Genomic DNA, 15,165 nt, shown 5'->3' with positions numbered 1-15,165 from the left:
CCGATCATGACGTATCGCCGCACCCTGTTCGCCCTCGCCCCTTTCGCCGCCGCTATCGCGCTTGCCTTCGCGCCGATGAGCCCTGTGTATGCCGCCGCCCCGGCCGGCAAGGTCAGCGCCGAAGTGGCCGCCTCGGCCAACAAGGCGGTGCTGGCAATCGCCGACGAATACTATGACGCGGTCGCCCGCTTCGAGCCGATCGGCGCCACCGAGAATGGCGATAACCGTTTCGACAACCAGCTGGGCCTGAGCATTGCGCCGGCCAAGCGCGCCGCGCAGTTCAAGCTGTACCGCAAGTTCCTGCAACGCCTGCAAGCCATCAAGCCTTACCAGCTGGATGTGAAAGCGCGCATCAATTACGACATCCTGCAATACGAGCTGACCGGCCTGATCGCCATGGAGCGCTTCCCGGAGCAACTGCTGCCGCTGAACCAGATGGACAGCGTGCCGGTGACGCTGGCCAACTACGCAGGCGGCGAAGCGTCGCAGCCGATCGGCACCGTCAAGGAATACGATGCCTACCTGAGCCGCGTGTCGCAGCTGCCGGCGTGGATCGACCAGGCCATCGCCAATATGCGTGAAGGCATCAAGAAAGGCGTGACGCAGCCGAAGGCCATCATGATTTCGGCGCTGCCGCAGTTCCAGCAGCTGGTGAGCGCGGCGCCCGAAGCCAGTATTTATTACACGCCGATCACCAAGCTGCCGGCCGCCTTCTCCGATGCCGACAAGCAGCGCCTGACCGCCGCCTACCGCAAGACCATCAACGACAAAGTGATGCCGGCACTGGTGCGCCTGTCCACCTTCCTGGAAAAAGAATACGTGCCGGCCTGCCGCACCTCGACCGGACTCGGCGCGCTGCCGGATGGCGCCGCCTGGTATCAGGCCCGTGTCGCCAACGCGACGACAACCACGCTCAAACCGGACGAAATCCATGCCATCGGCCTGAAAGAAGTGGCGCGCATCCAGGCGCAGTTTGCCGTGCTGGGTCCGAAGCTGGGCTACGACGGTCCAGCCGCCGGCCTGCCGGTGTGGGTGGCGGCGCAGCCGAAGTTCTTCCCGTTCAAGACCGAGCAGGAAGTACAGGCCGTGTATCACAAGCTGAACGACGTGCTGGACACCAAGCTACCGCTGATGTTCACCTTGCAGCCAAAAGCCAAGCTGGACCTGCGCCTGGAGCCTGAACTGAGCCGCGCCACCGCTTCCGACCACTACACCGCGCCGGCCGGCGACGGTTCGCGTCCGGGCGTGTTCTGGTCGGTAGTCAACGATCCGACCAAGTACGGCAGCACCGGCATGACCACGCTGTTCCTGCACGAAGGCAAGCCTGGCCACCACTTCCATATCGCCCTGATGCAGGAACTGAACCTGCCGAACTTCCGCAAATACGGCGGCAACAACGCCTTCACCGAAGGCTGGGCGCTGTACGCGGAAACGCTGGGCAAGGAGATGGGCCTGTTCGATGATCCTGCGCAATACTTCGGCCACCTGAACGACGAGATGCTGCGCGCCGTGCGGCTGGTGGTGGATACCGGTATGCATGCGCAAGGCTGGACCCGCGAGCAAAGCATCCAGTACATGAAAGACACGCTGGGTTATGACGTGGTCGCCAAGACCGAGACCGAGCGCTACATGGCGTGGCCGGGCCAGGCGCTGGGCTACAAGGTCGGTTCGCTGAAGATTCAGGAGCTGCGCCAACGCGCGCAGGCCGCCCTCGGCGACAAGTTCAGCCCGCCTGAATTCCACGCCGTGGTGCTGGGCGACGGCACGCTGCCGCTGGCCTTGCTGGAAGACAAAGTGAACCACTGGATTGCCACGAAACAGCAGTAAAGCTGGTCACCCACAGGCGGGCCAAGCGGCCCGCCCATCTATCTTACTTCACGTAGCGCTTGATGCTGGCGATAATCGGCTCAGGCAAGGCCGTGATCTGCTTGGCATGGTTGGCAAACACGATCTGCTGGCGTCCGACGGAGATCGGCCTGCCCTCGGCGTAGAAGCGAAACTCCAGCCAAAATGAGCACTTCTTGACGTCATACGCGTTCAACTCGCAAGAAATTTCCTGGAACGGGAAGCTTTCCTGCAGATAGTCCTGCTCTGCGTGCTTGGTGATGAACACGCCCTCTTTTTGCAGCATGTCGCGCGATATGCACTCGTAGAACCACTTTTCGCGGCAGATGCCCTGCCACTCAAAATAGCGCGCAAAGTAGGTGTTGCCGTAGGCGTTGGAATCCTTCAGGTAAATCGTCAGCGAGTGGGTAAAGGTCTCGGCGGAAACTTGCATCAACATGATGTCACTCCTTAATGAATAGTTGGTTACCCGGCAACCGGGCAATCCCACTAGGCGGGAGTTGGCGTGGCGGAAGTTTGATCTGCCGCAAAGGCTGTGGTGATAATCAAGCGAGGCGCTGCGGTCCGCGCAATACTTGGCGTTCGGTTCACTCATCATGGACAGCGCTATGCACTCCGTTCTGCCTGCCGTCGTTTCCATCCTGTTCCTGTGCTACGGCGCCTACGTATTGCACTCGCGCGGCGTCAGCCGCATCAGCCTGACCTTCTTCCTGCTGTGCGTGACCACCTTTTGCTGGCAGTCGACCTGGGCCATCCTGTTCCAGCTGCACGACGAGCATGAAGCGTTCTCTCTGGCCAAGCTGGGCTATCTACTGATCCTGTTCCTGCCGACCACGCTGTACCACTTCATCGCGGAACTCACCAACCAGCGTGGCGAACGGCGCTGGGTGGCGTTGTCATACGGCGTGGCGGGCCTGCTCGGTGTGCTGCTGCTGACCACTGACTGGATGATTTCCGGGCTGTATCCGTATTTCTTCGGCTTCTATCCGAAAGCCGGCCCGCTGCATCCGCTGCACCTGCTCCAGACCGTGCTGGTGGTCGGCCGTGGGCTGTGGCTGCTGTACCGGCGCCAGCGGCTGGCGGTGTCCACCGAGAAGACCCGGCTGCGCTACTGCCTGGTCAGCCTGCTGATCTACTTCTTCGCCGCAGTCGACTACCTGTGTAACTACGGCGTGGCCTTCTATCCGCCCGGTGTGCTGTTTGTCGCCACCAGCCTCGGCCTGATCGCCCAGGCCATGGTGCGCCATAACCTGCTGGCCGATCCGCTGGAAGTGGCGGCCACCATCGCCCACGAAATGCGCACGCCGCTGGCGACCATCCGCAACCAGTCGCGCATGTTGGCCAAGTGCCTGCCGGACCTGCTGGCCGGTTACCAGATGGCGGTGGAGCATCAGCATATCCGGCCGACGCTGCCGGCGGCGCAGTTGCAATACTTATATCAACTGAACCAGCACATCGAGGCGGAGATCCGCCGCTCCAATTTCATCGTCGACATGATGCTGGCCTCGGCACGCGCCGGCACGCTGAATCCCACCGACTTCGCCGACCACTCGGTGAAGAAATGCGTCGACGAGGCGCTGGCCAGTTATCCGTTTGAAAGCACGATGCGCGAGAAAGTCAGCGTACGCGGCAGCAACGACTTCACCTTTTTCGGTTCGGACGTGCTGCTGGTCTACGTGCTGTATAACCTGTTCAAGAATGCGCTGCACGCCATCAAGGTGGCTGGGCGGGGCGAGGTGGAGATTACGCTGGCGGACCGGCAGCTACTGGTCACCGATACCGGCTCGGGTATTCCGGACGATGTGTTGCCGCATGTATTCGAGCCGTTTTACAGCACCGGCGGTACGGGAATAGGATTGGCGTTTTGCCAGAAAGTGATTACCGCATTTGGCGGCAGTATTCACTGTGAATCGCAGGCCGGTAGATATACCCGCTTTTCATTATGGTTTCCGCAGCGGATTAACTACCCGGTTAATTGAGCGATGTCTTCACCGCTGACTTTATCCAGATCCGTTTCATCGCCCAAAACATAAATCTTTTGGCCGCTTAAAACATCCAGAATAAATGGCTGCTGTTCGCGCAGGCGACGTTTAAAATCGGGAATGGAATACAGGTTGGGATTAATCTTGCGGCGCAATAAACGTTCGGCCACCGGCAGGCGGGATAATAATTCACCGTAACTGGTGTTATCGCCGATCAGCAATAACTCCACCGGCGTATCCATATTCTCCTGCTCCTTGGCGGTGGCGCCGTACACAAACGCCACGTTCAGCACATGCTGCAGCGGCGCCAGAGCGGAGTTCAGCACGCTGACCAGGCCGAAGGTTTTCTTCACCAGGCCACTGAGTTCGCCGAACACGATGCAGTCCTTGTTCGGCTTGAAGCGGCGCACATTGCCGATCCGCTCCGACACGATCACGCCCGACTCATGCAGCCGCTTCAACTCGCGCTGCGCCGACGCGCTGCCCAAGCCGGTCAAGCGCATGATCTCATTCAAGTGGAATCCTTGATTGACACGTACAAACAGCAAGCCCAGCAGTTTTTGCTGGGCGGGAGTGAAGAGGGCTTGAGCAATCATAGCCAAATCTTAGCATGAACGTACTACCGTCTGGCATGCATATAGCGGGACGCCACAAGCATAGGCGAAAAAAAACGGCACCCGAAGGTGCCGTTTTTGTTGGTGCTTAGAAGATTACGCTTCGTCGCTGTGTGGGGCAACCGCTTCGATTGCTTCCACATCACCACCGGACATGGCTGCCTTCTCGGAAGCCAGCAGCGCCTGGCGCTCTTCGACTTCCCACGCTTCTTTTTCCTTGCGAGCGCGGTGGAAGGCCAGACCGGTACCGCCTGGAATCAGACGACCCACGATCACGTTTTCTTTCAGGCCACGCAGACCATCGCGTTTGCCCATGATCGCTGCTTCGGTCAGCACGCGGGTGGTTTCCTGGAACGATGCGGCCGAGATGAACGAATCGGTCGACAGCGATGCCTTGGTAATACCCAGCAGAACGTTCTCGTAAGTTGCAGGGATCTTATTCTCTGCATTGACGCGATCATTCTCATCCAGCAGTTCCGAACGCTCAACTTGCTCGCCAACGATGTAGTTGGTGTCGCCAGCATTCACGATCTGAACACGACGCAGCATCTGACGCACAATGACTTCAATGTGCTTGTCATTAATCTTCACGCCTTGCAGACGATAAACGTCCTGCACTTCGTCAACGATATAACGTGCCAGCGCTTCGATACCCAGCAGACGCAGAATATCTTGTGGATCGGCTGGGCCGTCAACAATCATCTCGCCTTTATTCACCACCTGGCCGTCGTGAACCAGCACTTGTTTATCCTTGGTAATCAGGAATTCGTGCTTGTTACCGTCCATGTCGGTAATTTCCAGACGCTGCTTACCTTTGGTTTCTTTACCGAAGGCCACAGTACCGGTCACTTCCGCCAGCATGCCGGCGTCTTTTGGCGAGCGTGCTTCGAACAGCTCGGCAACGCGCGGCAGACCACCGGTAATGTCACGGGTTTTCTGCGATTCGGTCGGGATACGTGCCAGCACTTCACCCACCGATACTGCCTGGCCGTCTTTCACCATGATCAGCGCGCCGACCTGGAAGCCAATCGCCACCGCGTGTTCGGTGCCGGCGATCTTAACTTCGTTGCCATCTTCGTTCAACAGTTTGACCTGTGGACGCAGCGTTTTGGTCAACGAACCGCGACGTTTCGCATCGATCACCACCAGCGTTGCCAGACCGGTCACTTCGTCCACCTGACGGGCCACGGTCACGCCTTCTTCGACGTTCTCGAAACGCACCGTACCGGCGTACTCGGTAATGATCGGACGGGTCAGCGGATCCCAAGTTGCCAGTGCGGTACCGGCCTTGATGACCATGCCATCCTTGACGATCAGGGTGGCGCCGTACGGCACTTTGTGACGCTCACGCTCACGACCGTGGTCGTCAGTGATCAGCACTTCGCCCGAACGGGAAATGACGATTTGCGCGCCCTTGCCGTTGGTGACGTAACGCATGGTCGAGGTGAAACGAATCACACCGTTCGACTTGGCTTCAACCGACGAGGCCACTGCTGCACGCGATGCCGCACCACCAATGTGGAAGGTACGCATGGTCAGCTGGGTACCCGGCTCACCAATCGACTGCGCTGCCACCACACCGACTGCTTCGCCGGAGTTGACCAGCATGCCGCGGCCCAGGTCGCGACCGTAGCACATGGCGCACAGGCCGAAACGGGTATCGCAGGTCAGCGGGGTGCGAACTTTGACTTCGTCGATGCCCAGACGCTCGATCTCTTCGACCATGTCTTCGTCCAGCAGCGTGTTGGCTGGGTACAGCGTCGCCTGGGTTTCAGGGTTGACGATGTCGGTGCCGGCCACGCGGCCCAGAATACGATCGCGCAGGGCTTCGATGACTTCACCGCCCTCAACCATCGCCTTCATCACGGTACCGTTGCTGGTGCCGCAATCATCTTCGATCACGACCAGATCCTGGGTGACGTCGACCAGACGACGGGTCAGGTAACCCGAGTTTGCCGTTTTCAGTGCCGTATCGGCCAGACCTTTACGAGCGCCGTGGGTCGAAATGAAGTACTGCAACACGTTCAGACCTTCGCGGAAGTTCGCGGTAATCGGCGTTTCGATAATCGAACCATCCGGTTTCGCCATCAGACCACGCATACCCGCCAGCTGGCGAATCTGGGCAGCCGAGCCACGCGCGCCCGAGTCGGCCATCATGTAAATCGCGTTGAACGATTCCTGGGTCGACTTGGTGCCGTCACGCTTGATGACGTCTTCCACTTTCAGCTGGTCCATCATGGCCTTGCCGACTTCATCCGAGGTTTTGCCCCAGATGTCGACGACCTTGTTGTAACGCTCGCCGGCGGTCACCAGACCCGAAGCGTACTGCTGCTCGATCTGTTTGACTTCGGACTCTGCAGCCGAAATCAGGGTGACTTTTTGTGGCGGTACCAGCATGTCGTCCACGCAGATCGAAATACCGGCGCGGGTTGCCAGGCGGAAGCCCGACTGCATCAGTTGGTCAGCAAACACGACCGTCGCGCGCAGACCGCACTTACGGAACGAGGTGTTGATCAGCTTGGAAATTTCTTTCTTTTTCAGCGCGCGATTCAGCACCGAGAAAGGCAGACCTTTCGGCAGGATTTCCGACAGGATGGCGCGGCCAACCGTGGTTTCGTAGCGGGTCACGGTACGGACGAACTCGCCCGTTTCGAGATCTTTTGGATTCTCGACGATACGCACCGTGATACGGGTGGTCAGCTCCACTTCCTTGTTGTCGTAGGCACGGATGACTTCCGACACGTCCGGGAACAGCATGCCTTCGTTTTTCGCATTGATCGCTTCGCGGGTCGCGTAGTACAGACCCAGCACGATATCCTGCGACGGAACGATCGACGGTTCGCCGTTCGATGGGAACAGAATGTTGTTCGATGCCAGCATCAGCGTACGGGCTTCCATCTGTGCTTCGATCGACAGCGGCACGTGAACTGCCATCTGGTCACCGTCGAAGTCGGCGTTGAATGCCGCGCAGACCAGTGGGTGCAGCTGGATTGCTTTACCTTCGATCAGGACCGGCTCGAAAGCCTGGATGCCCAGCCGGTGCAGGGTTGGTGCACGGTTCAGCATGATCGGGTGTTCGCGGATCACGTCTTCCAGGATGTCCCAAACCACCGGCTCTTGGATTTCAACCAGTTTCTTCGCTGCCTTGATGGTCGTAGCCAGACCCATCAGTTCCAGCTTGTTGAAGATGAATGGCTTGAACAGTTCCAGCGCCATCAGTTTCGGCAGACCGCACTGGTGCAGTTTCAGCTGTGGACCCACCACGATGACCGAACGGCCCGAGTAGTCGACGCGCTTACCCAGCAAGTTCTGACGGAAGCGGCCGCCCTTACCTTTGATCATCTCAGCCAGCGATTTCAGCGGACGCTTGTTGGCGCCGGTCATCGCTTTACCGCGACGGCCGTTGTCCAGCAGCGAATCGACTGCTTCTTGCAGCATGCGCTTTTCGTTGCGCGTGATGATCTCTGGAGCGCGCAGCTCCATCAGGCGTTTCAGACGGTTGTTACGGTTGATCACGCGGCGATACAGATCGTTCAGATCCGAGGTCGCGAAACGGCCGCCGTCCAGTGGCACCAGTGGACGCAGTTCCGGTGGCAGCACCGGCAGCACTTCCATGATCATCCACTCAGGCTTGATGCCCGAACGCTGGAACGCTTCCAGCACTTTCAGACGCTTGGCGTATTTCTTGATCTTCGCTTCGGACTTCGATTCCTTCAGTTCCACGCGCAGGGTCTCGGCATCGCGGTGGATGTCGATCGAGCGCAGCAGTTCACGGATACCTTCGGCGCCCATGAAGGCGGTGAAGTCGTCGCCATACTCTTCGTACTTGGCGGCGTAGTCGTCTTCCGACATGATCTGGCACTTCTTCAGCGGGGTCATGCCTGGATCGGTCACGACATAAGCTTCGAAGTACAGCACGCGTTCGATATCGCGCAGCGTCATGTCCAGCACCATACCCAGACGCGACGGCAGCGATTTCAGGAACCAGATGTGCGCGGTTGGCGACGCCAGTTCGATGTGGCCCATGCGCTCGCGGCGCACTTTGGCCAGCGTCACTTCGACGCCGCATTTTTCGCAGATCACGCCGCGGTGTTTCAGGCGTTTGTACTTGCCGCACAGGCATTCGTAGTCTTTGATCGGGCCAAAGATCTTGGCGCAGAACAGACCATCGCGCTCAGGCTTGAAGGTACGATAGTTGATGGTTTCCGGCTTTTTAACTTCGCCGTAGGACCACGAACGGATTTTTTCAGGCGAAGCGAGACCGATTTTGATCGCGTCAAAAGTCTCGTTCGTCTGTACTTGCTTGAATAGATCGAGCAGTGCTTTCATGTATCACTCCAGGTAGTGATGAATTCTTTAAACTGCCCCGCCGGCGAAGGCCGACGGGGCTGCGCGCTTGTGACTTAGTTGCGTTCCAGGTCGATATCGATACCCAGGGAACGGATCTCTTTCACCAGCACGTTGAACGATTCAGGCATACCGGCGTCGATCACGTGGTCACCTTTGACCAGGTTTTCGTACACTTTGGTACGGCCGTTCACGTCATCCGACTTCACAGTCAGCATCTCTTGCAGCACGTACGATGCGCCGTACGCTTCCAGTGCCCACACCTCCATCTCACCGAAACGCTGACCACCGAACTGGGCTTTACCGCCCAGTGGCTGCTGCGTTACCAGCGAGTATGGACCGGTCGAACGCGCGTGCATCTTGTCGTCCACCAAGTGGTGCAGTTTCAGCATGTGCATCACGCCGACGGTGACCTTGCGCTCGAACGCTTCGCCGGTACGGCCGTCATACATGGTGACCTGATTCTTCGATGGCGTCATGCCCAGATTGCGGGCGATGTCGTCAGGATAAGCCAGGTCCAGCATGCGGCGGATTTCCGACTCGTGCGCACCGTCGAACACCGGGGTCGCGAACGGCACACCGCGTTTCAGGTTGTGCGCCAGCTTCATGATCTCTTCGTCGTCGAAGTTGTCCAGATCTTCCGGACGGCCGGTTTCGTTGTAGACCGTGGTCAGATACTTGCGCATCTCGGCGACCTTGATCTGTTGCGCCAGCATTTCGCCGATGCGGATACCCAGGCCTTTTGCTGCCCAGCCCAAGTGGGTTTCCAGAATCTGACCCACGTTCATGCGCGATGGCACGCCCAGCGGGTTCAGCACCACGTCGGCCGGGGTACCGTCCGCCATGTAAGGCATGTCTTCCACTGGCACGATACGCGAGACCACACCCTTGTTACCGTGACGGCCCGCCATCTTGTCGCCCGACTGCAGGCGGCGTTTGACGGCCAGGTAAACCTTGACCATCTTCTGCACGCCAGGTTGCAGCTCATCGCCCTGGGTCAGTTTCTTGCGCTTCTCTTCGAAGGCCAGATCGAACTGGTGACGCTTCTCATTGATCGACTCTTTGATTGCTTCCAGCGCGGTCGCCGATGCGTCTTCCGATGGACGGATGTCGAACCAGTGGTACTTGTCCAGATCGTCCAGGTATTCCTTGGTGATCTTGGCGCCTTTGGCCAGCTTCTTCGGACCGCCGTTGACCACTTGGCCAATCAGCATTTTTTCCAGACGCTGGAAGGCATCGCCTTCCACAATACGCATCTGGTCGTTCAGGTCCAGGCGGAAGCGCTTCAGTTCATCGTCGATGATCTGCTGGGCGCGTTTGTCGCGCACGATGCCCTCGCGGGTGAACACCTGGACGTCGATCACGGTGCCGACCATGCCCGAAGGCACGCGCAGCGAGGTGTCTTTTACGTCCGACGCTTTTTCACCGAAGATGGCGCGCAGCAGCTTCTCTTCCGGGGTCAGCTGGGTTTCGCCCTTCGGCGTCACTTTACCGACCAGCGTATCGCCGGCTTGCACTTCAGCACCGATGTACACGATACCGGATTCATCCAGACGCGCCAGCTGGTTCTCAGCCAGGTTCGAGATGTCGCGGGTGATTTCTTCCGCGCCCAGTTTGGTATCGCGTGCCACCACGCTCAGCTCTTCGATGTGGATCGAGGTGTAACGGTCGTCTTTTACAACGTTTTCCGAGATCAGGATCGAATCTTCGAAGTTCAGACCATTCCAAGGCATGAAGGCCACGGTCATGTTCTGGCCCAGCGCCAGCTCGCCCAGGTCGGTCGAGGCGCCGTCGGCGATCACGTCGTGCTTGGCGACGCGGTCACCAACCTGCACGATTGGACGCTGGTTGATGTTGGTGTTCTGGTTGGAACGGGTGTACTTGATCAGGTTGTAGATGTCGACACCGACTTCGCCTGCGGTCGCTTCGTCGTCGTTGACGCGAATCACCACACGGCCGGCATCGATGTAGTCCACCACGCCGCCACGCACCGCTTGCACGGTGGTGCCGGAGTCGACTGCCACGGTACGTTCGATACCGGTACCGACCAGCGCCTTTTCAGGACGCAGGCAAGGCACAGCCTGACGCTGCATGTTGGCGCCCATCAGTGCACGGTTCGCATCATCGTGTTCCAGGAATGGAATCAGCGATGCTGCCACCGACACGATCTGACCTGGCGCCACGTCCATGTACTGGACGCGCTCCGGCGACACCAGAATGGTCTCGCCCGCTTCACGCGACGATACCAGCTCGTCGACCAGCTGACCGCTTTCATTGATCTTGGCATTCGCCTGAGCAATGATGTAACGGCCTTCTTCAATCGCCGACAGGTAATCGATCTGGTCGGTAATCTTGGAGTCCACCACCTTGCGGTATGGGGTTTCCAGGAAGCCGTATTCATTCAGGCGGGCGTACAGTGCCAGCGAGTTGATCAGACCGATGTTCGGGCCTTCAGGCGTTTCAATCGGGCACACGCGGCCGTAGTGGGTCGGGTGCACGTCGCGCACCTCGAAGCCGGCACGTTCGCGGGTCAGACCGCCAGGGCCCAGGGCGGACACGCGGCGTTTGTGCGTGATTTCCGACAGCGGGTTGGTCTGGTCCATAAACTGCGACAGCTGCGACGAACCGAAGAATTCACGGATCGCGGCCGAAATCGGCTTGCTGTTGATCAGGTCGTGCGGCATCAGGTTGTCCGCTTCGGCCTGGCCGAGGCGTTCCTTGACGGCGCGCTCAACGCGCACCAGGCCGGCGCGGAACTGGTTCTCGGCCAGTTCGCCGACGCAACGTACGCGACGGTTACCCAGGTGATCGATATCGTCGACTTCGCCGCGGCCATTGCGCAGTTCCACCAGGATCTTGATCACGGCCAGCACGTCTTCGTTCGACAGCGTCATGGCGCCGGTCAGTTCGTCACGGCCGATACGGCGGTTGAACTTCATGCGGCCGACCGCCGACAGGTCGTAACGGTCCGGGCTGTAGAACAGGCCGTTGAACAGCGCTTCGACCGAATCTTCGGTCGGCGGTTCGCCAGGACGCATCATGCGGTAGATGGCGATCCGGGCAGCGGTCTGGTCGGCGGTGTCGTCGATGCGCAGCGTTTGCGAGATATAGCCACCCTGGTCCAGATCGTTGGTGTACAGGGTCTGGATGTCGGTCACGTTGCTGTCGCGCAGGCGGTTCAGCACTTCGTCGGTCAGCTCATCGTTGGCGTTGGCAATGACTTCGCCGGTGTCGCCGTCAACGATGTTCTTGGCCAGCACGCGGCCCAGCAGGTAGTCTTCCGGAACCGAAATGTGCTTCAGGCCGGCAGCGTCGATGTCGCGTACATGCTTGGCATTGATACGCTTGTCTTTCATGACGATGGTCTTGCCAGTCTTCGGATCGACGATGTCGAAGCGCGCGACTTCGCCGCGCAGACGTTCGGCGACGAATTCCATCTCGGCGCCTTCGGAGCGCAGGTGGAAGTTGTCGAACACGAAGAAGTTGGCCAGGATCTGTTCCGGCGACATGCCGATGGCCTTCAGCAGAATGCTGACGGGCATCTTGCGGCGACGGTCGACGCGGAAGTACAGGATGTCTTTCGGATCGAACTCGAAGTCCAGCCACGAACCGCGGTAAGGAATGATACGGGCCGAGAACAGCAGTTTGCCGGACGAGTGAGTCTTGCCGCGGTCGTGTTCAAAGAACACGCCCGGGGAGCGATGCAGCTGCGAAACGATAACGCGCTCGGTACCGTTGATGACGAACGAACCGGTGGAGGTCATCAGGGGCAGTTCGCCCATGTAGACTTCCTGTTCCTTCATCTCTTTGACGACCGGCTTGGTCGGCGATTCCTTGTCCAGGATCACCAGACGCACCTTGGCGCGCAGCGGCGACGCGAACGTCAGGCCACGCAGTTGGCATTCCTTGACGTCAAAGGCAGGATCGCCCAGCACGTACGACAGGAATTCGAGCCGCGCAAAACCATTGTGCGACACGATAGGGAAAATCGAGGTAAAGGCCGACTGCAGGCCGTCGTTCTTGCGGGCCGATGCGCTAACATCTTCTTGCAAGAAACTGTGGTAGGACTCGAGCTGGGTAGCCAGCAGGAACGGAACGTTGTGAACGTTGGCGCGCTTCGCGAATGATTTGCGAATGCGTTTCTTCTCAGTAAATGAGTAGTGCATGGACACTCCGTGAGTGACAGAAAGGGAAAAAATTTCAGGTTTAGCCTGTGTGGCTTAGGCAGTCTGTCACACAGACGAAACCTGAAACTTCTACCATTTCCAGCTGATTCAATTGGGACTGCAACGCCGGGAAAACGCTACAAATACGACACAGACGACAAAGGAGCCAAAGCCGGATATTCCCTCTTTAACAAGGGAAGTCCGCAGCTTTGGCTCGTGGCGCTAACACAAACTGTTAGCAACCGGTACAGCTGATTACTTCAGTTCGGCCTTGGCGCCAGCTTCTTCCAGCTTTTTCTTAGCGGCTTCAGCGTCAGCTTTCGACAGGGCTTCTTTTACGGTTTTTGGTGCGCCATCGACCACGTCTTTGGCTTCTTTCAGGCCCAGACCGGTGATTTCGCGAACTGCTTTAATTACGCCAACTTTGTTCGCGCCGACTTCGGTCAGAACAACGTTGAATTCGGTTTGCTCTTCAGCAGCCGAAGCAGCAGCGCCGCCGCCAGCAGCAGGAGCAGCCATTGCAGCAGCCGATACGCCGAATTTTTCTTCGAAAGCTTTGACCAGGTCGTTCAGGTCCATTACGGACATTTCGCTCACTGCGTTCAGGATGTCGTCTTTGCTAATTGCCATTTGAAACTCCAATAATTTTTTGATTCGTTAATACATCAGAATGCTACTTGATAAAAAACCCGCGCCGGCGCCAGGGCCGGCACGCAACGGCCTATTAGGCTGCTGGGGCTTCTTCTGCTGCAACTTCTGCAACAGGAGCGCCTTCGGATTTTTTCGCTGCCAGAGCAGCCAGACCACGTGCAAAGCCCGACACCGGAGCCAGCATAACGCCCAACAGCTGCGAGATGAGGACTTCACGGCTAGGAATGCTCGCCAACGCGGTAACAGCGGACTTGTCCAGCTGTTTGCCTGCGTAGTTACCGGCAGTGATGACCAGTTTGTCGTTGGTTTTAGCGAAGTCGTTGATGACTTTAGCTGCTGCAACGGCATCGTCCGAGATCGAATAGATCAGCGGACCGGTCATGCTGTCTGCCAGGGCGGCAAATTGCGTGCCTTCGACGGCGCGACGAGCGAGGGTGTTTTTCAACACTCGCAGGTACACGCCTTGAGCGCGCGCTTTGGCACGGAGTTGCGTCAAGTGAGCAACCTGGATGCCACGATACTCGGCCACGACGATAGTTTGCGCAGTTGCTACTTTTGCGGAAACTTCGGCGACAACGGCCTTTTTGTCATTCAGATTGAGACCCACGGTCAATCTCCTTAAATGATCGCCGGCGAAATTGCCGGCCATCGGTTCGAACAACGGCGTCCGAGGTTAGGAGTCCAATGGACTGCAAAACTTGATCGGGAACACCATCTGCGTTGGGTGAAACATTCAATTAACCGGATGCCTACCTGATGCACCTGGCCCAACGGTCTTTGATTGCGGCTGCTGCCGAAACAGCAGCCATCCCAAAGAACTGCCTCATGCCCGAGGGCACAAGGACTTAATACTTAAAACTTAGGCAGCAGCCAGGGTAGCCTGGTCAACACGGACGCCAGCGCCCATGGTCGACGACAGCGAAACCTTGCGCAGGTACACGCCTTTCGACGAGGCTGGCTTGGCTTTGTTCAGCGCGTCGATCAGGGCAACCAGGTTGCTCTTCAGATCAGCGTCAGCGAACGATTTGCGGCCGATGGTCGCGTGGATGATACCGGCTTTGTCGGTACGGTACTGAACCTGGCCGGCTTTCGCGTTTTTCACGGCGGTAGCGACGTCAGGGGTAACGGTGCCGACTTTCGGGTTAGGCATCAGGCCGCGTGGGCCCAGGATCTGACCCAGGGTACCAACGATACGCATGGTGTCTGGCGAAGCGATGACGATATCGAAAGGCATGTCGCCGGCTTTGACGCGCTCGGCCAGGTCTTCCATACCGACGACGTCGGCGCCAGCGGCTTTAGCAGCTTCGGCTTTGTCGCCCGAAGCGAACACAGCTACGCGAACGGTTTTGCCGGTGCCAGCTGGCAGCACGACGGAACCACGCACAACCTGGTCCGATTTCTTCGGATCCACGCCCAGTTGGACCGACACGTCGATCGATTCATTGAACTTGGCGGTAGCCAGTTCTTTGATCAGAGCAACAGCGTTGTCGAACGAGTAGTTCTTGGTGGTATCCACTTTAGCTTTGATAGCTTTTGCGCGTTTGGACAGTTTTGCCATGA

General features: G+C 58.4%; 9 protein-coding genes. 2 read left to right on the top strand and 7 right to left on the bottom strand.

Annotated features, from left to right (window positions below; genetic code table 11):
- The first annotated feature begins 6 nt into the window (after positions 1-6).
- Positions 7-1,827: a DUF885 domain-containing protein gene (locus HH213_RS12820; protein WP_169112488.1), complete on the top strand. Its 1,821-nt coding sequence runs from the start codon at positions 7-9 to the stop codon at positions 1,825-1,827.
- A 43-nt stretch (positions 1,828-1,870) separates the two neighbouring features.
- Here HH213_RS12820 and HH213_RS12815 read toward each other — a convergent pair whose 3' ends face one another.
- Positions 1,871-2,284, bottom strand: a complete 414-nt coding sequence (locus HH213_RS12815) for an acyl-CoA thioesterase (RefSeq protein ID WP_169112487.1) — start codon at positions 2,282-2,284, stop codon at positions 1,871-1,873.
- 169 nt (positions 2,285-2,453) lie between these two features.
- Between HH213_RS12815 and HH213_RS30550 the strand changes: the two genes are divergently transcribed.
- Positions 2,454-3,824 (top strand): sensor histidine kinase, encoded by a 1,371-nt coding sequence (locus HH213_RS30550; RefSeq protein ID WP_169112486.1) that lies wholly within the window; start codon positions 2,454-2,456, stop codon positions 3,822-3,824.
- Here HH213_RS30550 and HH213_RS12805 read toward each other — a convergent pair.
- The 6 genes from HH213_RS12805 to rplA form a co-directional block, all read right to left on the bottom strand.
- The gene (locus HH213_RS12805; protein ID WP_110846321.1) at positions 3,809-4,423 is read right to left on the bottom strand and encodes a helix-turn-helix domain-containing protein; all 615 of its coding nucleotides are present in this window, start codon (positions 4,421-4,423) and stop codon (positions 3,809-3,811) included. The genes HH213_RS30550 and HH213_RS12805 overlap by 16 nt on opposite strands.
- 114 nt (positions 4,424-4,537) lie before the next feature.
- Positions 4,538-8,770, bottom strand: coding sequence for a DNA-directed RNA polymerase subunit beta' (gene rpoC, locus HH213_RS12800; RefSeq protein ID WP_110846320.1), 4,233 nt, complete (start codon positions 8,768-8,770; stop codon positions 4,538-4,540).
- 74 nt (positions 8,771-8,844) lie between these two features.
- Positions 8,845-12,954: a DNA-directed RNA polymerase subunit beta gene (rpoB, locus tag HH213_RS12795; protein WP_169112485.1), complete on the bottom strand. Its 4,110-nt coding sequence runs from the start codon at positions 12,952-12,954 to the stop codon at positions 8,845-8,847.
- Between the two features lie 255 nt (positions 12,955-13,209).
- Positions 13,210-13,584 carry a 50S ribosomal protein L7/L12 gene (gene rplL / locus HH213_RS12790; protein WP_110846318.1) on the bottom strand — a complete coding sequence of 125 codons (375 nt, stop codon included), beginning with the start codon at positions 13,582-13,584 and terminating at the stop codon, positions 13,210-13,212.
- Between the two features lie 94 nt (positions 13,585-13,678).
- Positions 13,679-14,212, bottom strand: coding sequence for a 50S ribosomal protein L10 (gene rplJ, locus HH213_RS12785; protein WP_110846680.1), 534 nt, complete (start codon positions 14,210-14,212; stop codon positions 13,679-13,681).
- Positions 14,213-14,464: 252 nt separating this feature from the next.
- On the bottom strand, positions 14,465-15,163 hold the full coding sequence (gene rplA / locus HH213_RS12780; RefSeq protein ID WP_110846317.1) for a 50S ribosomal protein L1: 699 nt from the start codon (positions 15,161-15,163) through the stop codon (positions 14,465-14,467).
- Positions 15,164-15,165 lie beyond the last annotated feature (2 nt).

It is taken from the genome of Duganella dendranthematis (genome assembly GCF_012849375.1).
Classification (GTDB): Bacteria; Pseudomonadota; Gammaproteobacteria; order Burkholderiales; family Burkholderiaceae_D; genus Rugamonas; species Rugamonas dendranthematis.
Note: the sequence above shows the minus strand (reverse complement) of the source record. Positions and strands in the feature narration are given on the sequence as shown.